This is a genomic window from Agrobacterium vacciniicorymbosi, assembly GCF_040427045.1.
Lineage (GTDB): Bacteria > Pseudomonadota > Alphaproteobacteria > Rhizobiales > Rhizobiaceae > Agrobacterium.
Window position 1 is genome coordinate 73,933 of the sequence record NZ_JBETMF010000001.1, and the last position, 23,711, is coordinate 97,643.

18 protein-coding genes are annotated in these 23,711 nt (G+C 57.2%); 17 read left to right on the top strand and 1 reads right to left on the bottom strand.

Annotated elements, in window-relative coordinates:
• The first annotated feature begins 5 nt into the window (after window positions 1-5).
• The 16 genes from nuoF (at window position 6) to ABUK73_RS00545 (ending at window position 18,652) form a co-directional block, all read left to right on the top strand.
• A complete protein-coding gene (nuoF, locus tag ABUK73_RS00470) occupies window positions 6-1,310 on the top strand; it encodes an NADH-quinone oxidoreductase subunit NuoF (RefSeq protein WP_353575592.1) in 1,305 nt (434 codons plus the stop codon).
• Window positions 1,311-1,482: 172 nt separating this feature from the next.
• Complete coding sequence (nuoG, locus tag ABUK73_RS00475) at window positions 1,483-3,564, top strand: NADH-quinone oxidoreductase subunit NuoG (RefSeq protein WP_353575593.1); 2,082 nt, start codon at window positions 1,483-1,485, stop codon at window positions 3,562-3,564.
• 12 nt (window positions 3,565-3,576) lie between these two features.
• Window positions 3,577-4,620, top strand: a complete 1,044-nt coding sequence (nuoH, locus tag ABUK73_RS00480) for an NADH-quinone oxidoreductase subunit NuoH (protein WP_113089456.1) — start codon at window positions 3,577-3,579, stop codon at window positions 4,618-4,620.
• A 38-nt stretch (window positions 4,621-4,658) separates the two neighbouring features.
• Window positions 4,659-5,150, top strand: coding sequence for an NADH-quinone oxidoreductase subunit NuoI (gene nuoI, locus ABUK73_RS00485; RefSeq protein WP_003512679.1), 492 nt, complete (start codon window positions 4,659-4,661; stop codon window positions 5,148-5,150).
• Between the two features lie 135 nt (window positions 5,151-5,285).
• On the top strand, window positions 5,286-5,900 hold the full coding sequence (locus ABUK73_RS00490) for an NADH-quinone oxidoreductase subunit J (protein WP_353575594.1): 615 nt from the start codon (window positions 5,286-5,288) through the stop codon (window positions 5,898-5,900).
• A 27-nt stretch (window positions 5,901-5,927) separates the two neighbouring features.
• Window positions 5,928-6,236: an NADH-quinone oxidoreductase subunit NuoK gene (gene nuoK / locus ABUK73_RS00495; RefSeq protein WP_042619655.1), complete on the top strand. Its 309-nt coding sequence runs from the start codon at window positions 5,928-5,930 to the stop codon at window positions 6,234-6,236.
• A 7-nt stretch (window positions 6,237-6,243) separates the two neighbouring features.
• A complete protein-coding gene (gene nuoL, locus ABUK73_RS00500; protein ID WP_353575595.1) occupies window positions 6,244-8,241 on the top strand; it encodes an NADH-quinone oxidoreductase subunit L in 1,998 nt (665 codons plus the stop codon).
• Entirely contained in the window at window positions 8,241-9,752 is a 1,512-nt protein-coding gene (locus tag ABUK73_RS00505; protein WP_353575596.1) for an NADH-quinone oxidoreductase subunit M, read from the top strand. The genes nuoL and ABUK73_RS00505 overlap by 1 nt, the downstream gene beginning before the upstream one ends.
• A gap of 18 nt (window positions 9,753-9,770) precedes the next feature.
• A complete protein-coding gene (nuoN, locus tag ABUK73_RS00510) occupies window positions 9,771-11,213 on the top strand; it encodes an NADH-quinone oxidoreductase subunit NuoN (protein ID WP_353575597.1) in 1,443 nt (480 codons plus the stop codon).
• 26 nt (window positions 11,214-11,239) lie between these two features.
• Window positions 11,240-11,980: a biotin--[acetyl-CoA-carboxylase] ligase gene (locus ABUK73_RS00515; RefSeq protein WP_353575598.1), complete on the top strand. Its 741-nt coding sequence runs from the start codon at window positions 11,240-11,242 to the stop codon at window positions 11,978-11,980.
• Between the two features lie 189 nt (window positions 11,981-12,169).
• A complete protein-coding gene (locus ABUK73_RS00520) occupies window positions 12,170-13,837 on the top strand; it encodes a ribonuclease J (RefSeq protein ID WP_353575599.1) in 1,668 nt (555 codons plus the stop codon).
• Between the two features lie 30 nt (window positions 13,838-13,867).
• On the top strand, window positions 13,868-14,272 hold the full coding sequence (gene mce / locus ABUK73_RS00525) for a methylmalonyl-CoA epimerase (RefSeq protein WP_353575600.1): 405 nt from the start codon (window positions 13,868-13,870) through the stop codon (window positions 14,270-14,272).
• 99 nt (window positions 14,273-14,371) lie between these two features.
• Window positions 14,372-14,641 carry a DUF1467 family protein gene (locus tag ABUK73_RS00530; protein ID WP_113089448.1) on the top strand — a complete coding sequence of 90 codons (270 nt, stop codon included), beginning with the start codon at window positions 14,372-14,374 and terminating at the stop codon, window positions 14,639-14,641.
• 661 nt (window positions 14,642-15,302) lie between these two features.
• Window positions 15,303-16,625, top strand: coding sequence for a proline--tRNA ligase (gene proS, locus ABUK73_RS00535; protein WP_353575601.1), 1,323 nt, complete (start codon window positions 15,303-15,305; stop codon window positions 16,623-16,625).
• A gap of 20 nt (window positions 16,626-16,645) precedes the next feature.
• Window positions 16,646-17,953 (top strand): lipoprotein-releasing ABC transporter permease subunit, encoded by a 1,308-nt coding sequence (locus ABUK73_RS00540; RefSeq protein ID WP_113089446.1) that lies wholly within the window; start codon window positions 16,646-16,648, stop codon window positions 17,951-17,953.
• 15 nt (window positions 17,954-17,968) lie between these two features.
• Window positions 17,969-18,652 carry an ABC transporter ATP-binding protein gene (locus ABUK73_RS00545; protein WP_353575602.1) on the top strand — a complete coding sequence of 228 codons (684 nt, stop codon included), beginning with the start codon at window positions 17,969-17,971 and terminating at the stop codon, window positions 18,650-18,652.
• A gap of 123 nt (window positions 18,653-18,775) precedes the next feature.
• Here the strand turns inward: ABUK73_RS00545 and ABUK73_RS00550 are convergent, their stop codons facing one another.
• Window positions 18,776-19,339, bottom strand: coding sequence for a class I SAM-dependent methyltransferase (locus tag ABUK73_RS00550; RefSeq protein ID WP_353575603.1), 564 nt, complete (start codon window positions 19,337-19,339; stop codon window positions 18,776-18,778).
• 866 nt (window positions 19,340-20,205) lie between these two features.
• Between ABUK73_RS00550 and dnaE the strand changes: the two genes are divergently transcribed.
• Window positions 20,206-23,700 (top strand): DNA polymerase III subunit alpha, encoded by a 3,495-nt coding sequence (gene dnaE, locus ABUK73_RS00555; protein ID WP_353575604.1) that lies wholly within the window; start codon window positions 20,206-20,208, stop codon window positions 23,698-23,700.
• The last annotated feature ends 11 nt before the right edge of the window (window positions 23,701-23,711 follow it).

A 23,711-nucleotide genomic window follows, 5' to 3' on the forward strand; every position in this document is an offset into this window, starting at 1 on the left:
GAATCATGTTAAAAGATCAGGATCGTATCTTTACCAATCTCTATGGCCTCAAGGACACCTCGCTTAAGGGTGTGCTTGCACGCGGTCATTGGGATGGCACAAAGCAGATCATCGAAAAAGGCCGGGACTGGATCATCAATGAGATGAAGGCGTCCGGCCTTCGTGGTCGTGGCGGCGCTGGCTTCCCGACGGGCCTTAAGTGGTCCTTCATGCCGAAGGAAAGCGACGGTCGTCCACATTACCTCGTCGTCAATGCCGACGAATCCGAACCCGGCACCTGTAAGGACCGCGAAATCCTGCGCCACGATCCGCATACGCTGATCGAAGGCTGCGTCATCGCCGGTTTCGCCATGGGCGCGCACACGGCCTACATTTATGTTCGCGGCGAATATATGCGTGAACGCGAAGCGCTGCAGGCTGCAATCGACGAATGCTATGACGCCGGTCTGTTGGGCATCAACAACAAGAACGGCTGGGATTTCGATATCTACGTTCATCACGGCGCGGGTGCCTATATCTGCGGTGAGGAAACGGCGCTTCTCGAAAGCCTCGAAGGCAAGAAGGGCCAGCCGCGCCTCAAGCCTCCGTTCCCGGCCAATATGGGTCTTTACGGTTGCCCGACCACGGTCAACAACGTCGAATCCATCGCCGTTGCCCCGACCATTCTGCGTCGCGGTGCATCGTGGTTCTCCTCCATCGGTCGTCCGAACAATGTCGGCACCAAGCTGTTCATGGTTTCGGGCCATGTCGAACGTCCGTGCACCTTCGAAGATGCGCTGGGTCTGTCCTTCAAGGAACTGATCGAGCGTCACTGTGGTGGCATTCGTGGCGGCTGGGACAATCTGCTCGGCGTTATCCCAGGCGGCGCATCCTGCCCCATCGTTCGCGGTGAGGACATGAAGGACGCCATCATGGACTTCGACGGCATGCGCGAAGTGAAGTCGTCCTTCGGCACCGGCGGCATGATTGTCATGGACAAGTCCACCGACGTCATCAAGGCCATTGCCCGTATCGCGGCCTTCTTCAAGCATGAAAGCTGCGGCCAGTGCACGCCTTGCCGTGAAGGCACGGGCTGGATGTGGCGCGTGCTGGAACGCATGGTGAAGGGCAATGCGCAGAAGCGTGAAATCGATATGCTGTTCGAAGTGACGAAGCAGATCGAAGGCCACACCATCTGTGCGCTGGGTGATGCGGCTGCATGGCCGGTTCAGGCGTTGATCCGCAATTTCCGCCCGGAAATCGAAAAGCGGATCGATCAATATACCTACAGGGCCATGGATGACGGCGCTGTGCTTGAGGCTGCCGAGTAACACCGGCCAAAGTAACACCTCAAGGGTGTTGCGAGGGGCGGGGATCGGGTGTACCGGTCCCTTACATCGTTAAAGCATTTGGCACTTTTTGAGTCTAAGCCGGATGCCATCAGGATTTGTCCTTGATCGCATTGATATGCGCGACGGACAGGCAACAGGACGTAGCAGGACCATGACAAAGCTCAAGGTTGACGGTAAAGAGATCGAAGTTCCAGATCATTTCACGCTGTTGCAGGCGTGCGAGGAGGCTGGTGCCGAAGTTCCGCGCTTTTGTTTTCACGAGCGTTTGTCGGTCGCGGGTAACTGCCGCATGTGTCTCATCGAGGTGAAGGGCGGACCGCCCAAGCCTGCTGCATCCTGCGCCATGGGTGTGCGCGATATTCGCGGCGGCCCGAACGGCGAATTGCCGGAAGTTTTCACCAACACGCCGATGGTCAAGAAGGCCCGCGAAGGCGTGATGGAATTCCTGCTCATCAACCACCCGCTCGATTGTCCCATCTGCGACCAGGGTGGCGAATGCGACCTTCAGGACCAGGCCATGGCCTTCGGTATCGCCGGTTCGCGTTACGCTGAAAACAAGCGCGCCGTGGAAGACAAATATATCGGACCGCTCGTCAAGACGGTCATGAACCGCTGCATTCACTGCACGCGTTGCGTCCGCTTCACCACTGAGGTGGCTGGCATTTCTGAACTCGGCCTCATCGGTCGGGGCGAAGATGCCGAAATCACGACCTATCTCGAGCAGGCAATGACATCGGAGCTACAGGGCAACGTCGTTGACCTCTGCCCGGTCGGCGCGCTCACATCCAAGCCATTTGCGTTTACCGCCCGTCCTTGGGAACTCGGCAAGACCGAAACCATCGACGTGATGGATGCGCTCGGTTCTGCCATCCGCGTCGATACCCGTGGTCGCGAAGTTATGCGCGTCATGCCGCGTGTCAACGAAGCCATCAACGAAGAGTGGATTTCCGACAAGAGCCGCTTCATCTGGGATGGTCTAAAGACCCAGCGTCTCGATAAGCCTTACGTCCGCAAGGACGGCCGCTTGCAGCCCGCGACTTGGGGCGAAGCTTTTGCCGCCATCAAGGCTGGCGTCGCATCGACATCGGGTGAGAAGATAGGCGCTATCGCTGGCGATCTCGCTTCCGTCGAAGAAATGTTTGCATTGAAGTCGCTGCTGGCGTCGCTGGGTTCGACCAATGTCGATTGCCGTCAGGATGGCACAGCGCTTGACCCATCGCTCGGTCGCGCCAGCTACCTGTTCAACGCCACCATCGAAGGCATCGAACATGCTGACGCGCTGCTGATCATCGGCTCCAACCCACGCTACGAAGCGTCCGTGCTCAACGCACGTATTCGCAAGCGCTGGCGTCGTGGAGGCTTCCCGGTCGCTGTTATCGGTGAAGCGGGCGAGCTGCGTTACGAATACGAATATCTCGGCTCTGGCACGGATACGCTGTCCGATCTGGCATCCGGTTCGCACAGCTTCATCGAAAAGCTGGAGGCTGCCAAGAACCCGATGATTATCGTCGGGCAGGGCGCGCTGTCGCGAGAAGATGGTGCTGCCGTTCTGTCTGCGGCTGCAAAGCTTGCCGTTTCTGTCGGCGCAGTGTCTGGCGAATGGAACGGTTTCTCCGTTCTGCACACAGCTGCTGCCCGCGTCGGCGGTCTGGATATCGGCTTCGTTCCGGCAGACAAGTTGGCCAATGCTGCTTCTATCGCGGCTTCGTCCGAGGTTCTTTTCTTGCTCGGCGCTGACGAAATCGATCTGTCTGCAAAGAGCGCGAAGCTCACGGTTTACATCGGCTCGCATGGTGACAACGGCGCAATGAATGCCGACGTCATCCTGCCGGGTGCAGCCTATACCGAAAAGTCCGGTATCTGGGTCAACACCGAAGGTCGCGTCCAGATGGGTAACCGCGCTGGTTTCGCACCGGGCGAAGCCCGTGAAGACTGGGCAATCCTGCGTGCACTGTCGGATGTTCTCGGCCACAAGCTGCCATTCGACTCGCTGTCTGCACTGCGCGCCCAGCTTTACATCGCGCATCCGCATTTTGCCGATGCTGACGAGATTGCCGTCGCCGACGCAGCAGCGATTGAAACGCTGGCCACAAAGGCTGGCAGCCTGAACAAGGCAGGCTTTGCCTCGCCGGTTAAGGACTTTTATTTGACGAACCCGATTGCGAGAGCGTCCGCCGTGATGGCTGAATGTTCCGCATTGGCCCGCAACAATTTCAAGGCTGCGGCAGAGTAAGGGTAGGGGACTATGGAATCGTTTTTCTGGAGCTATGTCTGGCCAGCGTTGATTATTGTCGGCCAGTCTCTGCTTCTTCTCGTTTTGTTGCTGGTGTCGATCGCCTTCCTTCTGCTCGCAGACCGTAAGATCTGGGCGGCTGTTCAGCTACGCCGTGGCCCCAACGTCGTTGGTCCCTTCGGTCTGTTCCAGTCTTTCGCTGACCTTTTGAAGTTCATTCTGAAAGAGCCGGTCATTCCATCCGGTGCAAACAAGGCTGTGTTCCTGCTGGCTCCGCTGGTTGCCGTGACGCTGGCACTTGCGACCTATGCCGTGATCCCGTTCAATCAGGGCTGGGTTGTCGCCAACATCAATGTCGGCATTCTCTACATCTTCGCGATCTCGTCGCTGGAAGTCTATGGCATCATCATGGGTGGCTGGGCTTCGAACTCGAAGTATCCATTCCTCGGCGCGCTTCGTTCTGCCGCGCAAATGGTGTCCTACGAAGTCTCCATCGGCCTCGTCATCGTCACCGTTCTGCTCTGCGTCGGTTCGCTGAACCTGACGGATATCGTCAATGCGCAGCATTCGGGCATCGGCACGTCGCTTGGTCTGCCAGCATCGTTCCTGGATTGGCACTGGTTGCCGCTCTTCCCGATGTTCATCATCTTCTTCATTTCGGCGCTGGCGGAAACCAACCGTCCACCGTTCGATCTGCCAGAAGCGGAATCGGAACTTGTGGCCGGTCACATGGTGGAGTATGGCTCCACCCCGTACATGATGTTCATGCTGGGCGAATATGCTGCCATCGTTCTGATGTGCTGCCTGACGACCATCCTGTTCCTGGGCGGCTGGCTTCCCATCGTGGATGTCTGGTTCCTCAACTGGGTGCCGGGTATCATCTGGTTCATCCTCAAGGGTGGCATGGTGTTCTTCATGTTCGGTCTGGTGAAGGCATTCGTCCCGCGTTACCGCTATGACCAGTTGATGCGCCTTGGCTGGAAGGTCTTCCTCCCGCTGTCGCTCGCCATGGTCGTGATTGTTGCATTCGTACTCAAGCTGACGGCGGGGGCATAAGATGTCCGCAGTCCTCGCTTGCAGATTTGGAGGTTGAGATGGCCAGTCTTTCCCAAGCCGTCAATTCACTGTTCCTCAAGGAATTCGTTGGCGCTATTTTCCTGACGATGCGTCACTTCTTCAAACAGAAGGCGACAGTGAACTATCCTTTCGAAAAGGGACCGGTCAGCCCGCGCTTCCGTGGCGAACACGCTCTGCGCCGTTATCCCAACGGGGAAGAGCGCTGCATCGCCTGCAAGCTGTGCGAAGCGATCTGTCCTGCCCAGGCAATTACCATCGAAGCTGGCCCGCGCCGCAACGATGGCACGCGCCGCACGGTTCGTTACGATATCGACATGGTAAAGTGCATTTATTGCGGCTTCTGCCAGGAAGCATGCCCGGTCGATGCCATCGTAGAGGGTCCGAACTTCGAATTCGCGACGGAAACCCGCGAGGAGCTGTATTTCGACAAGCAACGGCTTCTCGATAATGGCGACCGTTGGGAACGTGAAATCGCTCGCAACCTTGCTCTGGATGCGCCTTACCGTTAAGGCAGCATTGTGTCTTCGGAGCGCTGCTTCGGAGAGGGTAAAACAGTCAATGCCCGTCGGTTATCGCTGGCGGGAACGAAACGGGCATGCGGCTTCAGGGTCGCGTTTGTCCGGTGAGGACAAAAAGGCACCAACATGGGTCTGCACGCTGTATTCTTTTACATCTTCGCTTTCGTCGCCGTGGCGTCTGCGTTCATGGTCATTGCTTCGAAGAACCCGGTTCATTCGGTTCTCTTCCTCATTTTGACCTTTTTCAACGCAGCCGCTCTCTTCCTGCTGACGGGCGCTGAATTCCTCGCCATGATCTTGCTGGTCGTTTATGTCGGCGCTGTGGCGGTGCTGTTCCTCTTCGTCGTCATGATGCTGGATGTGGACTTTGCCGAGCTGCGCTCCGGCGTGCTGCAATATGCGCCCATCGGCGCGCTGATCGGCATCATTCTGGCGGCAGAACTCATCATCGTCGTGGGTGGCAGCGTGCTTAACCCGCAGGCGGCCAAATCGACCACCATGCCGATTCCGAACCCGCTGGAGCGCGCCAATACGGCAGCACTCGGTGACGTTCTCTACACGAACTACGTCTACTTCTTCCAGCTGGCCGGTCTCGTGCTACTGGTGGCCATGATCGGCGCCATCGTTCTGACGCTGCGCCACCGCACCGATATCAAGCGTCAGGACATTGCTACGCAGGTTGCCCGTGATCCGAAGACCGCCGTCACGACGGTCAAGGTCAAGCCGGGTCAGGGCATCTGAGGCGAACGGATCCAAGGAACATAGAATATGGAAATCGGTCTTTCCCATTACCTCACGGTCAGCGCGGTCCTCTTCACGATCGGCATCTTCGGTATCTTTCTCAACCGTAAGAACGTCATCGTCATCCTCATGTCGATCGAACTCATCCTGCTTGCGGTCAACCTCAACATGGTGGCGTTCTCGTCGTTCCTCAACGATATCGTCGGCCAGGTCTTCGCTTTGTTCATTTTGACCGTCGCTGCTGCGGAAGCGGCCATCGGTCTTGCAATACTCGTAGTCTTCTATCGCAACCGCGGATCGATTGCCGTGGAAGACGTCAATATGATGAAGGGCTGATAAGGCTATGATCTACAAAGCTATCGTCTTTCTTCCGCTGATCGGCTTCCTGATCGCTGGCCTTTTCGGTCGCTCCATCGGTGCCAAGGCCTCGGAATATGTCACAACCGGCCTGATGATCGTCGTCGCGATCCTGTCCTGGATCGTGTTCATCGATGTTGCGCTGCTCACCCATGAAGCAGGCGAGGTCATCAAGGTGACCGTGCTGCGCTGGATCCAGTCCGGCGGCATCGATGTTGAATGGGCCTTCCGTATCGATACGCTGACGGCCGTCATGTTCGTCGTGGTCAACACGGTGTCCTGTCTCGTGCACCTGTATTCCATCGGTTACATGCACCACGATCCGCATCGTCCGCGCTTCTTTGCCTACCTGTCGCTCTTCACATTCGCCATGCTCATGCTGGTCACATCCGACAACCTGTTGCAGATGTTCTTCGGCTGGGAAGGTGTTGGTCTGGCGTCCTATCTTCTGATCGGTTTCTGGTACAAGAAGCCGTCCGCTTCTGCTGCCGCCATGAAGGCCTTCATCGTCAACCGCGTCGGTGACTTCGGCTTCATCCTCGGCATTTCCGGTCTGTTCGTGCTGTTCGGCTCGGTCAGTTTCGAAACGATCTTCGCAGCCGCCGGCACCTATCTGCCTGCCGACGGCGCAGCCTCGACGGATGTCGTCATCAACCTGTTTGGCATGCAGCTGGACAAGGCCCATGCGATCACGGGCGTTTGCCTGCTGCTGTTCATGGGCTCCATGGGTAAGTCGGCGCAGTTCCTGCTGCACACATGGCTGCCAGACGCGATGGAAGGCCCAACACCTGTGTCGGCGCTCATTCACGCCGCAACCATGGTCACGGCTGGCGTCTTCCTCGTTGCGCGCATGTCGCCGATTTTCGAACTGTCGCAGGATGCCCTGACATTCGTCATGCTGATTGGCGCAATCACGGCTTTCTTCGCTGCCACAGTCGGTCTCGTTCAGAACGATATCAAGCGCGTCATCGCCTATTCGACCTGCTCGCAGCTCGGCTACATGTTCGTGGCGCTCGGTGCTGGTGCTTATGGTGCAGCCGTATTCCACCTCTTCACGCACGCCTTCTTCAAGGCGCTGCTGTTCCTTTGCGCCGGTTCGGTCATTCACGCCGTGGATGGCGAGCAGGACATGCGTCACATGGGCGGTCTGCGCAAGCACATCCCCATCACCTTCTGGACGATGACGGTCGGTACGCTGGCGCTGACAGGCGTTGGTATTCCCGGCACGATGATCGGCTTTGCGGGCTTCTTCTCCAAGGACGTGATCATCGAATCGGCCTATGCCTCGCACAATGCGGTCGCCGGTTTCGCTTTCGTGCTTCTGGTCGTCGCCGCGCTCTTCACCAGCTTCTATTCCTGGCGTCTGGCGTTCCTGACCTTCTTCGGCAAGCCACGCGCGTCCGCAGATGTGATGCATCACGTCCATGAATCGCCAATGGTCATGCTGATCCCGCTTTTCGTGCTGACCATCGGTGCAGTGCTCGCCGGTGTCATGTTCGAAGGTCATTTCTTCGGTGAGGAATATGCGGAATTCTGGAAGGGCGCGCTGTTCATGCTGCCGTCCAACGAAATCCTCGAAGAGTTCCACCACGTTCCATTGTGGGTCAAGTGGAGCCCGTTCGTCGCCATGGCACTTGGTTTCGTCACCGCATGGTACTTCTACATCAAGTCGCCTGAGACGCCGAAGCGTCTGGCCGAGACCCATCGTGGCCTCTACCAGTTCCTGCTCAACAAGTGGTATTTCGACGAACTCTACGACTTCCTCTTCGTTCGTTCCGCAAAGGCGCTTGGCCGCTTCCTGTGGAAAAAGGGCGATGTGGCCGTCATCGACCATTACGGACCCAACGGTATTGCCGCGCGCGTGGCTGATGTGACCAACCGCGTCGTTCGTCTGCAATCCGGTTACCTCTATCATTATGCCTTTGCGATGCTGATCGGTATTGCCGGGCTTGTCACCTGGATGATGCTCGGGAGTGCGCTTTGATGACCGATTGGCCTATTCTTTCAACGGTCACCTTCCTGCCGCTCGTCGGCGTGGTGCTCCTGCTTTTGACCAATGCGAACGGTCCGTTTGGACGTCGCAACGTTCTCAACGTATCGCTGCTGACGACGGTCTTTACCTTCGTGCTGTCTCTCTTCATCTGGATCGGTTTCGACAATTCGAACCCGGGCTTCCAGATGGTGGAAAAGCACGCCTGGTTCGGTAACATCGCTGCCTATCACCTCGGCGTCGACGGCATCTCCATGCTGTTCGTCATCCTGACGACGTTCCTGATGCCGTTTTGCGTTCTCGCAAGCTGGAATTCCATCGAGAAGCGCATCAAGGAATATATGATCGCCTTCCTGCTGCTGGAAGTCGTCATGGTCGGCGTGTTCGTCGCGCTGGATACGGTCCTCTTCTATGTCTTCTTCGAAGCAACGCTGATCCCGATGTTCATCATCATCGGCGTGTGGGGCGGCAAGGATCGCGTTTACGCCTCCTACAAGTTCTTCCTCTACACGTTGCTGGGTTCGGTTCTGACCATGCTCGCCATCATGGCGATGTACTGGCAGGCTGGTACGACTGATATGACCGAGCTTCTGAAGCACGGCTTCCCAGCTGGCATGCAGACATGGCTTTGGCTTGCCTGCTTTGCCGCTTTTGCAGTGAAGATGCCAATGTGGCCCGTTCACACCTGGCTTCCAGATGCGCACGTTCAGGCGCCGACTGCAGGGTCGGTCATTCTGGCTGGCGTGATGCTGAAGCTCGGCGGTTACGGTTTCATCCGCTTTTCGCTCTCAATGTTCCCGCTTGCCTCGGAGCATTTTGCGCCCTTCGTCTTCACGCTGTCCGTCATCGCCATCATCTACACCTCACTGGTCGCCATGATGCAGGACGACATCAAGAAGCTGATCGCCTATTCGTCGGTTGCCCACATGGGTTACGTGACCATGGGTATCTTCGCCGCCAATGTTCAGGGCGTGCAGGGCGCGATCTTCCAGATGCTGTCGCACGGCATCGTCTCTGGCGCGCTCTTCCTTTGCGTCGGCGTCGTGTATGACCGTCTGCATACCCGCGAGATTTCCGCTTACGGCGGTCTCGTCAACAATATGCCGAAATATGCCGTCGCCTTCATGGTCTTCACCATGGCCAATGTCGGTCTGCCCGGGACATCCGGCTTCGTTGGTGAATTCCTGACGATCATCGGCGTGTTCCGTGCCAACACCTGGGTTGCACTGTTTGCGGCAACGGGCGTCATTCTTTCTGCCTCCTATGCCCTGTGGCTCTATCGCCGCGTCATTTTCGGTGCGCTGGAAAAGGAAAGCTTGAAGGCGATGCTCGACCTTTCGACGCGCGAAAAGGTCATTCTCTATCCGCTGGTGGCGCTGACGATTTTCTTCGGCGTCTATCCGGCACCGGTTTTCGATGCTACGGCAGCATCGGTGGACCTTTTGATCAATAATTATACGGCCGCATTGCAGGCAGCGCAGAATGTTGCGCTTTCTCTGAACTGACGACAGGACCCGTAGGACATGACCGCTGAAATTCTTTTTGCCAGTCTGCGCATCGCGACGCCCGAGCTGATCCTTGCGGTCGGCGCTCTGGCGCTGCTCATGATTGGGGTCTTCTCCGGGGACAAGTCGACCAACACGGTCATGGGTCTTGCCATGGCTCTTCTGGTCGTCGTCGGTCTGTGGATCATCTTCGCGCCTGCAACGGGCGAGGCCTTTGGCGGCGTTTACGTCGCCGATGCCTTCGGCAACTTCATGAAGGTGCTGGCGCTGATCGGCTCCATCGTCGCCATGATCCTGTCGATTGGCCATAGCCGCGTCGAGCCCATTGGTCGTTTCGAATATCCCGTGCTGCTGGTTCTCGCCACGCTCGGCATTCTCCTGATGATCTCGGCCAACAACCTGATCTCGCTTTACATGGCGCTCGAGCTTCAGTCGCTGGCGCTCTACGTCATCTGCGCCATCAACCGTGAGAGCCTGCGTTCCACGGAAGCCGGTCTGAAATACTTCGTTCTCGGCGCGCTGTCCTCGGGCATGCTGCTTTACGGCATGTCGCTGGTCTATGGCTTCACCGGCAACACCGGCTTTAATGAAATCGCCGCCGTGCTCTCGTCAGAGACACGCTCGCTCGGCCTCGTCTTCGGTCTGGTCTTCGTGCTGGCTGGCCTGGCATTCAAGATTTCCGCCGTTCCGTTCCACATGTGGACGCCGGATGTTTATGAGGGCGCGCCGACCACGGTCACGGCATTCCTGGCCGCTGCACCGAAAATCGGCGCCATGGCGATTTTCGTTCGTATCGTCATCGATGCATTCCAGCCAGTCTTTGCCGATTGGCAGCAGATCGTTGTCTTCATCTCCATTGCCTCCATGCTGCTCGGTGCCTTCGCGGCCATCGGCCAGCGCAACATCAAGCGTCTGATGGCCTATTCCTCCATCGGTCACATGGGTTATGCGCTGGTGGGTCTGGCTGCTGGCACGCAGGCTGGTGTTTCCGGCGTGCTGCTCTACATGGCCGTTTACATGGGTATGACGCTCGGCACCTTCGCCTGCATTCTGGCCATGCGTCGCAAGGAAGTCGGTAATGTCGAAAGCGTGGATGATCTGGCCGGTCTTGCCTCCAGCAATCCCTTCATGGCGCTTGTTTTGACGATCCTGATGTTCTCGCTCGCAGGCATTCCGCCGCTCGCAGGCTTCTTCGGAAAGTACTATGTCTTCCTCGCAGCCATCGAAGCCAAGCTTTATCCGCTGGCAGTTATCGGTGTGATTGCGTCCGTCGTTGGTGCTTTCTACTACCTGCGCATCGTCAAGGTCATGTGGTTCGATGATGCCAAGGGCAGCTTCGAAAAGGCCTCGGGCGAACTGCGCATCGTTTACGCGCTGTCTGGCCTCTTCGTTCTTGCCTTCATCCTCTTCGGCGGTGTTCTCGGCAATGCGGTTGACGTCGCAGCAAAGACCTTCTTTTGAGTGAGACGCGTTTGAAAACGGGCCGGATGTCAGTCGATGACTTCCGGCACGAAGCTTTGGCCGAGACGACATCGACCAATGTGGAATGTTTTGCCCGTGCAAGGGCAGGCGATGGCGGCAATCTCTGGGTGACCGCCACCCGCCAGACCGGCGGTCGTGGCCGTCGCGGCAGGCCCTGGGTATCCGAACCCGGCAATCTCTACGCCTCCCTTCTTCTCATTGATCCCGCGTCCATTGAGCATATCGGCTCCCTGCCTCTCGCCTTCGCGCTGGCGGTCTATCGTGCCATTGCTGCCGTGTTGCCCCCCGGTGGCGCGCCGCTTGAGATCAAATGGCCGAACGACATTCTCATCGGGCGCAAGAAGACCTGCGGCATCTTGATGGAAGCCGAGACATTGGCGGACGGGCGCACGGCACTCGTCATCGGCATCGGCATCAATCTTGCCCATATGCCTGACAACCCTGCCTATCCCGTCACGCGGCTTGGCGAACATGGCGCGGCCTGCGGGCCAGACGAGCTTTTCGCCCATATGTTTGGTGAAGTTGCACATGTTCTAAGCCTGTGGAATCGCGGGAAGGGCGTGGCCGAGGTCATGCGCATGTGGCGCGCGGCTGCCTGTGGCATTGGCGAGCCGATTACGGTCAATCTTCCGGATCGGTCGATCCGCGGGCGTTTTGCCGGAATTGATGATAAGGGTTTCCTGCTGCTGGAAGAAGACGAGGGGCCAGTGCGCTCCATCGCGGCTGGTGACGTGTTTTTTGGTTGAACCGCACGGTGCGTGACATTGCGCCGACGTTCGATGTTTGGATCTGGAGCATTCCTGCTGCTCGGTAAATGCAGGACGTCCCGGCAGCCTCGCATCGGCTGCGGTCGGCGTATGATGAAAACCGATGCCATTCGCTGTCACCGCGCGTTTTAAACGTCGCGGTGGCAAGCATGATTGGACAGAAAAAGAATGACAACAAAAGACGAACTCGTATTCTTGCCGCTCGGTGGCGTCGGCGAAATCGGCATGAATCTGGCGCTTTATGGCTATGGATCTGCTGCCAAACGCCAATGGATCATGGTCGATTGCGGCGTGACCTTTGCCGGTCTGGACCTGCCTGGCGTGGATCTGGTGCTGCCGGACATCCGCTTCATCGAGGAGCAGCGCAACAATCTCAAGGCTATCATCATCACCCACGCGCATGAAGACCATTACGGTGCGCTGAACGATCTCTGGCCTGGGCTTAATGTTCCGGTTTACGCGTCCGGTTTTACTGCTGGCATGCTCGAAGCCAAGCGTAACTACGAAGGCACGCGCGCCGAAATTCCGATCACGCCCTTCAAGGCCGGTGACCGCATCAATGTCGGCCCGTTCGAAATCGAGGCGATTGGCGTCAACCACTCCATTCCCGAACCCATGTCGCTGGTCATCCGGACGCCGCTCGGCAATGTCGTCCACACCGGCGACTGGAAGATCGATCATGCGCCATCGCTCGGACCCTTGACTGACGAAGCCCGCTTCCGTGCCATCGGCGAAGAAGGCGTGCTTGCCATGATGTGCGACAGTACCAATGCGCTGCGCGATGGTGTTTCTCCATCCGAAGAGCAGGTGTCGGAAGGTCTGCGCCAGATTATCGAAAATGCCGAGGGACGCGTGGCGATCACGACTTTCTCGTCCAATGTCGGGCGCATTCGCTCCATCGCGCAGGCTGCGGATCGTGCGGGCCGTGAAGTTCTGCTGCTCGGCTCCTCGCTCAAGCGCGTCGTCAATGTCTCGCATGATCTCGGTATCATGGAAGGCATCAAGCCATTTCTGGCCGAAGACGAATTCGGTTATATCCCGCGCAACAAGGTGGTGGTCATCCTGACCGGTTCGCAGGGGGAGTCCCGCGCCGCACTTGCAAAGCTCTCGCGTGATGAAATGCGCAATGTGGCGCTCGCATCTGGAGATACGGTCGTCTTCTCGTCGCGTGCCATTCCCGGCAACGAAAAATCCATTCTCGACATCAAGAACGGCCTGATCGAGCAGGGTGTCCACATCATCACCGATAATGAAGCACTGGTTCACGTGTCCGGTCACCCGCGCCGCAACGAACTCTTGCAGATGTATGAGTGGGTGAAGCCGCAGATTCTGGTGCCCGTGCACGGCGAAGCCGCGCATCTGGTGGCCCAGAAGGAACTGGCCGAACAGGCCGGCATTTCGCAGGTTCCGAAGGTCCGAAACGGCAATATCCTGCGCTTGGCTCCCGGTCCGGCGGAAGTCATCGATGACGCGCCGCATGGCCGCGTCTTCAAAGATGGCCGTCTGGTCGGTGACTTCGAGGAAATGGGCATCGGTGACCGCCGCAAGCTCTCCTTTGCTGGCCACGTCTCAATCAATGTCGTGCTGGACAGCCGCTTCGATTTCGTGGGCGACCCCGATGTCGTTCCTTTCGGCCTGCCGGAATTCGATGATGAAGGCGAGGCCATGGAAGATACGCTTTATGACGCCGTGCTGGGTGCGGTCGAAAGCATTCCGCGCGCGCGCCGCAAGGATTTGAATGTTGTGCGGGAATCGGTGCGCCGTGCCGTGCGCGCCACGGCCAATCAGGTCTGGGGCAAGAAGCCCATCGTCACTGTGTTCGTGACGAAGGTGTAATCCGTCTTATCAGCCGTTTCGGGAGGAAACATGCTGGGTCGTATCAACCATATCGCGATTGCCGTGCCGGATTTGGCCGCGGCAGTCGCCACTTACCGCGATACGCTGGGTGCCGCCGTCTCCCAGCAGCAGGCTCTGCCCGAACACGGCGTGACCGTCGTTTTCGTGGAACTGCCCAACAGCAAGGTGGAACTGCTGGAGCCGCTGGGCGAGAGCTCTCCCATCGCGGCCTTTTTGGAAAAGAACCCTTCCGGCGGCATGCACCACATCTGCTACGAAGTTGCCGATATTCTCGCGGCCAGGGATCGTCTCAAGGCAGAAGGTGCGCGAGTACTGGGTGATGGCGAACCGAAGACCGGCGCGCATGGCAAACCGGTACTTTTTCTCCACCCGAAGGATTTCTTCGGGACTTTGATCGAGCTGGAGCAGATTTGAGTTCCGGCTGCCTTTAGAGGCGGGTGCTTTTGCGATAATTTGCCTTCGATCCCGTGGAAAGCACTGGATTGATCGCAGAAAGAACGGGAGGTTTATGACATGCAGTGGCTTTCGACATTCGCCGTGTTTTTCATCGTCTGGTGGACGGTTCTGTTCATCATCCTGCCGATTGGCCTGCGTACGCAGTCTGAAGACGGGGATGTTGCGCTGGGAACTGTGGCGAGCGCGCCGACGCGCTTCCGGGGCGGACAGATCGTTCTGGTGACGACCCTCGTTTCTGTCGCAATCTGCGGCGTGTGGTACGCAAGCACATGGTATTTCGGCTTCAGCCTGGACGACCTGCCGCGCATTATCCCGGTTTATGACTGATTTCTGTCATCAAGCTGTCATGTATAGCCGCCATACCCCCAACCAACAGAGACGCGGCGTCTTGACAAACGCAAATTCGCCTTAATTTATTTTGGTGTTTTTGAGCGTGTTTCAAAAAAGCAAAAAAAAACAAGGCGTTTCAGCCTTGTTTTTTAGTTTCGCGTGATCTGTAACCGTTGCCGGGGCTGCGAATGAACGCGCCTAAGATCTCATCCTCCCAAGACTGACCGCGAAATCGGCAAGAATTTAAACTTCCTGCCTCTTTTGTAAGCTGAAACTAGCCCAAAGATGAAAACTTGTCATTAGATTTTTTGCATTTTTGTTACAGTCGGCAAAAAATTCCTCTTGATGCGATATGTCGCACCATCCGGGCAAAATTATTCCTCCTGTAACCGTTCAGCGGCGAAAGCTGTCTCATAAAATTGTCGCAAAAGCGCCATGAAAGTAAATCGAGCGGGCTTTTGGCGCTGCAAACAGGGGCTTTTCAGCCCTCTTGAATGTTCGGTTTGGAATCATATTGCGCCTGCGCTGCAGAAGCGCCCACACGCGCAGTGCTGCGGGTTTCCTTCTGATAAGGAAACCGCTATGTACGGCGCAAATATCCCGTTATTCCGGCGATTCCCGCGCGTAGGCGAGGCGTCGTCACAAAATGGAAACACCCATGCGTCTTAGCCGTTACTTTTTGCCAATCCTCAAGGAAAATCCCAAGGAAGCGGAAATCGTCTCGCACCGCCTTATGCTGCGTGCGGGCATGGTTCGTCAGCAAAGCCAAGGCATTTACTCCTGGCTGCCGCTGGGCAAGCGGGTCATGGACAAGGTTAACAAGATCATCCGTGAAGAGCAGGATCGCTCCGGCGCCATCGAGCTGTTGATGCCGACGCTTCAGACGGCCGAGCTTTGGCAGGAAAGCGGTCGTTACGATGATTACGGCAAGGAAATGCTGCGCATCAAGGATCGTCAGGATCGCCAGATGCTCTATGGTCCGACGAATGAAGAGATGATCACGGACATCTTCCGGTCCTATGTGAAATCCTACAAGACCCTGCCGCTGAACCTCTACCACATTCAGCTCAAGTTCCGTGACGAGGTTCGCCCGCGTTTCGGCACCATGCGCTCGCGTGAATTTCTGATGAAGGATGCCTATTCCTTCGACCTGACCAAGGAAGACGCGATCCATTCTTATAACAAGATGTTCACTGCCTACCTGCGCACCTTCTCGCGCCTTGGGCTGCGTGCCATCCCCATGCGCGCCGATACAGGCCCGATTGGCGGCAACCACAGCCATGAATTCATCATTCTGGCTGACACGGGTGAATCGGAAGTGTTCTGCCACAAGAGCTTCCTAGATCGCGGCATTCCCTCCGACGATACCAACTTCGATGACGTCGATGGTCTGCAGGGCATTTTCAACGAGTGGACGACGGATTACGCCGCCACGTCTGAAATGCACGATGAAGCCGCTTTCAATGCGATCCCTGAAGGTGAGCGTTTGTCTGCACGCGGCATCGAAGTCGGTCACATCTTCTATTTCGGCACGAAATATTCCGAGCCGATGGGCGCGAAAGTTCAGGGCCCTGATGGCAAGGAACACCTTGTCCACATGGGTTCCTATGGCATTGGCCCGACCCGCCTTGTTCCCGCCATCATTGAAGCATCGCATGACGAGAACGGAATCATCTGGCCAGAATCGGTTGCTCCATTCGATGTCGTCATCATCAACATGAAGGCAGGTGACGCTGCCTGTGATGCGGCTTGTGAAAAGCTGTATTACTCGCTGACCAACGCCGGCAAGGATGTTCTGTACGACGATACGGACGACCGTGCTGGCCAGAAGTTTGCGACGGCCGATCTCATCGGCGTGCCGGTGCAGGTCATCGTTGGTCCGCGCGGCATTGCGGCTGGCGAAGTGGAAGTCAAGGATCGCAAGACCGGCGCACGCGAGACCGTGACCGTCGAAGCGGCAATGAACAGGGTGCTTGGCTGAGAAGCCGATAAGGAGAAGACATGGCAAAAGCCGAGGCTGATAACGGTGCAGGCTCTTCCGTAAAGGGTGGAGCCGCCCGGCCATTTTCGGCCTTCGAGCGCATGGTGGCCTGGCGCTACCTGCGTTCGCGCCGCAAGGAAGCGTTCATTTCCGTCATCGCAGGGTTCTCCTTCGTTGGCATCATGCTCGGCGTTGCGACGCTGATCATCGTCATGGCGGTCATGAACGGTTTCCGCACGGAGCTGATTTCCCGCATTCTCGGCATTAACGGCCATATGATCGTCCAGCCTATCGACTCGCCGTTGAAGGACTATGACGATCTGGCCAAGAAATTCGCCGCCGTTCCCGGTGTCACCATGGCTTTGCCGCTGGTCGAAGGTCAGACGCTGGCGTCGGGTCGTGGCGGTGCAGGCAGTGGCGCACTTGTGCGCGGCGTTCGCACCGAAGATATTGAAAAGATCAAGGAAGTCTCCGGCAACATCAAGGTCGGCGATCTCGTCGGCTATATGTCTGGGCAGGGCGTTCTCGTCGGCTCGCGTCTTGCGTCCCAGCTAGGCGTGACGGCGGGCGATCAGATTACGCTGATATCACCGGAAGGTGACGTAACGCCGATGGGCGTCAATCCGCGCGTGAAATCCTACACGATCTCGGGCGTTTTCGAGATCGGCATGTCGGAATATGATGCCTCGATGATCTATATGCCGCTGTCCGAAGCGCAGTTGTATTTTAACAATGAAGGCATCGTTCAGTCCATAGAGCTCTTCGTCACACATCCTGACAATGTCGATGGCATCAGACCGCTGGTGGAGACGGCAGCCGGGCGGCAGATCTATATCACCGACTGGCGACAACGAAACCAGACCTTCTTCTCCGCCCTTCAGGTGGAGCGCAACGTCATGTTCATGATTCTGACGCTGATCGTGCTGGTGGCGGCGCTCAACATCATCTCCGGCCTCATCATGCTGGTGAAGGACAAGGGCAGCGATATCGCCATTCTGCGCACCATGGGCGCAAGCTCGGGCTCCATCATGCGCATCTTCTTCATGACGGGCGCCGCCATCGGCATCGTCGGCACTTTCGCGGGCGTCGGGCTCGGCGTCATCGTCTGTCTCAACGTGGAATCGATCCGTCAGTTCTTCTCGTGGATTTCAGGCACCGTCCTTTTCGATCCGCAGCTTTATTTCCTCAGCCAGCTTCCGGCAGAAATGCAGCTGAGCGAAACCATGACGGTCGTCATCATGGCGCTGACCTTGTCTTTTCTGGCAACGATCTTTCCGGCATGGCGGGCATCAAAGCTCGATCCAGTCCAAGCCCTGCGTTACGAATAAGGACTGCTTCACACCATGGCACAGAAAATAGCGTTGCAGCTTTCCGGCGTGGAACGGACCTACGGGCAGGGCGAAACCAGCCTATCCATCTTGAAGAATGCCGACCTTCAGCTCAGAAGCGGCGAGATCGTCGCGCTCGTGGCACCCTCAGGCACTGGCAAATCCACGCTGCTACATCTGGCCGGTTTGCTGGAACATCCCGATGCGGGCGAAGTCGTGGTCAATGGCAGATCCTGTGGCGATCTCTCGGATGAAGAGCGCACCCTGATCCGCCGCAGCGACATCGGTTTCGTCTACCAGTTCCATCACTTGCTGCCGGAATTCACCGCGCTCGAAAACATCATGATGCCGCAGCTGATTTCCGGGCTGAAGCATGCGGAAGCCAGTGAACGCGCCAAGGCGCTGCTGGACTATATGCGCATCGGCCACCGGGCAGACCACCGCCCGTCGGAACTTTCCGGTGGTGAACAGCAGCGCGTAGCCATCGCCCGTGCCGTTGCCAACGCGCCGCTTCTGCTGCTGGCCGACGAGCCAACCGGCAACCTTGATCCGGAAACCGCATCCTATGTGTTCGGTGCTCTCGAAGCCCTGGTCCGCCAGTCCGGTCTCGCAGCACTCATCGCCACCCACAACCACGAACTCGCCGGCCGCATGGACCGCCGCGTCACGCTCAGCGAAGGCAAGATCGTCGAGTTCTGATCGGCGCCCGACTTCTCCGGTTCAAATAAAAAAAGCACGGCTATCACGCCGTGCTTTTTCTTTGAATACGGATGGTGAAGATGCGCCAGAGCCCCGCGCTCCGGCGCATCTTCGTTCAGACGCTTATCGTGGGCGGATCGCGTTTACACGCACTGCGACCTGCTGATTGTTGACGTTCAAACCAATGTAGTCGTACTGAACGCCAGCCGTTTCAACAAATTCCTGGAAAGCCTTGTACTCATGCAGTTCCCAGCCAGGATAGTTGAAATACTCATCGAACAGAATGATCGTGCCCGGCACGATACGGTCACGCAACTGCGTGAATACGGTCTGTGTCGAGGAGTAGAGATCGCAATCGACATGGATCAGCGAGGCTGGGCCCTGATGCGAGTCAAGGAAGGCGGGCAGCGTGCGGTCGAACCAGCCGATGACGAGTTCGACATTTGGCAGAACCTGCGGCAGGCCTTCGCGTGCGAAAGCACCCTTATCGAAGCCCGGACGCCAAGCTTCCGGTAGGCCTTCGAAGCTGTCAAAGCCGTGAACCGGTGTGCTGATGTTCTGTGCGATGCGGTTGATGGACCGACCCGAGAAAACGCCGAATTCGAGAACCAGACCTTCGACCTTTGCCGCTCGGCAGGCGTAGTCGATCAGGTCTTCCGTCGTGTTGAGATGTTCTGCGGCTAACATCTTGGTATGCATATACTGACTGGATGTCACACCCGCAGTCAACCTGGAAATGAAGTTCAGGTTGAAGGAACCGGTTGGTGGGGATGACATCGCAAAGTTGGATACAGATAAAATCTTTTGAAGAATTTCGTCGTTGCTTGTCGCTGTTTCGCTCATTTTGAAAACTCTAAGCCAGTGTAGTGATGTGAGCAGCTTATATTAAGCCGCTCTGCCCCGTCGTCTTCTGGAACGCTTTAATTGTGACGTTCAACCTGAACCTTAAATTAGGATTCACAGAAGACATGGTTGTGTTATTGCCAGTTTAACTTGCGCGAAGCATGTGTCTATTGGTTGAGACGTATTTTTGTTAAGCGTTATAAGTGTTTCCGCATATATTCAAAATAAAACGCAGATACTAATCTACTGGGACTGGCATTATCAACGATGATGCGAGTCTGCACAATTCTAAGCTCAGCTTCAAACCCGCTGACAACGTGCCGATTTTTTGTGGCCATCTCATAACGCCACCGCCCCCGGTTTGCCTTTTCGAGTCAAGCACTTGCCGCGAATCGAACGCGGGAACCCGCACGACTCGGCGTGCGTTGACAAGACAAGGGTGACAAATAAGCAGTTGACAATGGAACCAAATAAGAACAAAGCTAGAACATAAAGAGTATGGAGAGACAAATGACCGACATCATCCGTGACATTGCCGCCTTCGCTTCCATCGCCGTCTTTGTTGCCAGCTTCTCGGTGATCCTCACTTCCATGTGATGTGTTGACGTCGTTTCAACCGGAAATGACGTATAAACTTAACCTTAGGCAGTGGACTTTGCCTTCAGGAAATCCGAAAATCCCGCTGAATCAGAATGGCGGGATAAAGTAAAATGGGTGAGATTTTGGTGAGCGGTGACAAGGCCGCACATGAGCTGAAAACACCCGGCTTCGTTCACCTTCGGGTGCACTCTGCCTACTCCCTTCTCGAGGGCGCGTTGCCCTTGAAGAAAATCATGGCCAAGGCCGTCAGCGACGGTCAGCCCGCCATCGCCATTACCGATACCAACAATCTGTTCGTCGCGCTGGAGTTCTCCGAAAAGGCGCGAGACGAGGGCTTGCAGCCCATCATTGGCTGCCAGATCTCGCTCGATTTGCAGGACGCAACCGATGACAAACGCGGCAACAACAACCTAGCCAAGCTGCCGTCCGTCGTTGTCCTGGCTGCGGATGCGAAAGGCTATGAACGACTGGTCGATCTGATCAGCCGCGCCTATCTGGATGGCGAAGGTACGGGCCATGCGGTCAGCATTACCAAGTCCTGGCTGGAGGAGGGTGACAATAGCGGTCTGATCGTTCTCACCGGTGCGTCGGGCGGACCCATCGATATGGCGCTGCGAGATGGCCATACCAATCTAGCGACGAAGCGCTTGCTGGTGCTGAAGGAGCTCTTCGGCGACCGTCTCTATATGGAATTGCAGCGTCAGGGCAATTTCGACCGCGCCCATGAGCGCCGCGTGATTTCTCTGGCCTATGAGCATGACATTCCGCTCGTCGCCACCAATGAGGCGTTCTTCCCGTCGCGTGCGGATTACGATGCGCACGATGCCTTGATGGCCGTGGCCCACAATGCCATCGTCTCCGATGACAGCAGATTCCGCCTCACGCCGGACCATTATCTGAAAAGCCGCAGCGAGATGATGGCGCTTTTTGCCGACATTCCCGAGTCTTTGGAAAACACAATCGAGATCGCGCAGCGCTGCTCTTATGTTCTCAAAAAACGCGGGCCGATCCTGCCGCGTTTCACCGGTGCCAGCGATGACCCGGAAGAGGCGGAACGCGCCGAGTCGCTCGAGCTTCGTCGTCAGGCCGTTGAAGGGCTCGACCAGCGTCTGGCCTCGCTCGGTATGGCGCCGGGTTATACCGAGCAGGAATATCGCGACCGGCTGGATTTCGAACTCGGCGTCATCGAACGCATGAAATTCCCCGGCTACTTCCTCATCGTTGCCGACTTCATCAAATGGGCCAAACAGCAGGATATCCCCGTCGGCCCGGGCCGTGGTTCGGGTGCGGGCTCGCTGGTTGCTTACGCGCTCACCATCACCGATGTCGATCCGCTGCGCTTCTCGTTGCTGTTCGAACGCTTCCTCAATCCGGAACGCGTATCGATGCCCGACTTCGATATCGACTTCTGTCAGGACCGCCGCGAAGAGGTCATTCGCTACGTGCAGCGCAAATATGGCCGCGAGCAGGTGGCGCAGATCATAACCTTCGGTTCTTTACAGGCGCGCGCGGCCTTGCGCGATGTCGGTCGCGTGCTGGAAATGCCTTATGGTCAGGTGGACCGCATCTGCAAGTTGGTGCCCAACAATCCGGCTAATCCCACGCCGCTCTCCAAGGCCATCGAGGAAGAGCCACGTTTTCAGGAAGAGGCCGACAAGGAACCCGTCGTCGCCCGTCTTCTGGATATCGCCCAGAAGATCGAAGGCCTGTATCGCCACGCCTCCACCCATGCCGCTGGTATCGTTATCGGCGACCGTCCGCTGTCAAAGCTCGTGCCGATGTATCGCGATCCGCGCTCGGACATGCCAGTCACGCAGTTCAACATGAAATGGGTGGAAAGCGCCGGTCTCGTCAAATTCGACTTTCTGGGTCTGAAAACGCTGACGGTTCTGAAAGTGGCAGTGGACTTCGTTGCCAAGCGCGGCATTTCCGTCGATCTGGCGGCTATCCCGTTGGATGACCAGAAGACCTATGAAATGCTGTCGCGCGGCGAAACCATCGGTGTGTTCCAGGTGGAAAGTGCGGGCATGCGCAAGGCGCTGATCGGCATGCGCCCGGACTGTATCGAAGATATCATTGCGCTGGTGGCGCTCTATCGTCCGGGCCCGATGGAAAACATCCCGGTCTATAATGCCCGTAAACATGGTGAGGAAGAGATCGAGTCGATCCACCCGACCATCGATCATCTGCTGAAGGAAACGCAGGGCGTTATCGTTTATCAGGAGCAGGTGATGCAGATCGCTCAGGTCCTGTCCGGCTATTCGCTGGGTGAAGCCGATCTTCTGCGCCGCGCCATGGGTAAGAAGATCAAGGAGGAAATGGACCAGCAGCGTGAGCGTTTCGTAGAAGGCGCGATCCGCAACAACGTTTCCAAGGCGCAGTCCGATACCATCTTCGACCTTTTGGCCAAGTTCGCCAATTACGGCTTCAACAAATCCCACGCTGCCGCTTACGCCATCGTCTCCTACCAGACGGCCTATATGAAGGCGCATTTCCCGGTGGAATTCCTCGCGGGTTCCATGACGCTGGATATGGCCAACACGGAAAAGGTCAATGACTTCCGTCAGGACGCAGGCCGCATGGGCATTGAGATCGTCGCGCCATCGGTGCAGACATCCCACCGCCGTTTCGAGCCGGGTGAAAACCGCATCTATTATTCGCTGGCGGCGCTAAAAGGCGTGGGCGAGGGCGCGGTCGATCACATCGTTGAAGTGCGCGGCGAAAAGCCATTCACCAGCCTTGAAGATTTCTGCCTGCGGATCGACCCCAAACAGGTCAACCGCCGCGTGCTGGAAAGTCTCATCAATGCGGGCGCTTTCGATTGCTTCGGCAAGGACCGCGCCGAACTCATCGGCGGGCTGGACCGCATCATCGGTTACGCGCAGATTGCCCAGAGCCGCCGGGTCAGCGGCCAGCATGATATGTTCGGCTCCGGCAGTGCAAGCGGCCCGGAAAAGCTGGTGCTGCCCGCCTATCAGCCATGGCTTGCCTCGGAAAAGCTGCTACGGGAATATCAGGTGCTGGGCTTCTACCTCACCGCCCATCCGCTCGATACCTACCGCGCCATTCTCGATAAGCTGCGCGTGCAGAATATTGCCGACTTCACGGCTTCGGTGAAACAGGGCGCCACCGCTGGCCGTCTGGCCGGCACAGTCACCGGCAAGCAGGAACGCAAGACCCGCACCGGCAACAAGATGGGCATCGTCACCTTCTCGGACGCCTCGGGCCAGTATGAGGCCGTGTTGTTTTCGGAAGGGCTTGGCCAATACCGCGATTTGCTAGAGGTCGGTAAGTCGCTTGTGATTACTGTCCAGGCGGAAGAACGGCCAGAAGGAATTGGCCTGCGCATTCAGACCGCCCAATCACTGGAGGAAAAATCCGTCCAGATGCAGAAGGCGCTGCGCGTTTATCTGCGCGATTCCGGCCCGATGAAGGCGCTGGCGCACCACCTCAACAAGGGCGATGGCGCGGTCTATTTCGTGTTGATCAAGGATGACGGTCAGCGCGAAATTGAGGTGGAATTGCCGGGCAGATACCGCATCTCACCGGAAATAGGCGCAGCATTCCGCTCCGCCTCTGGTGTCATCGATGTCGAACTGATCTGATTTAAAAACAA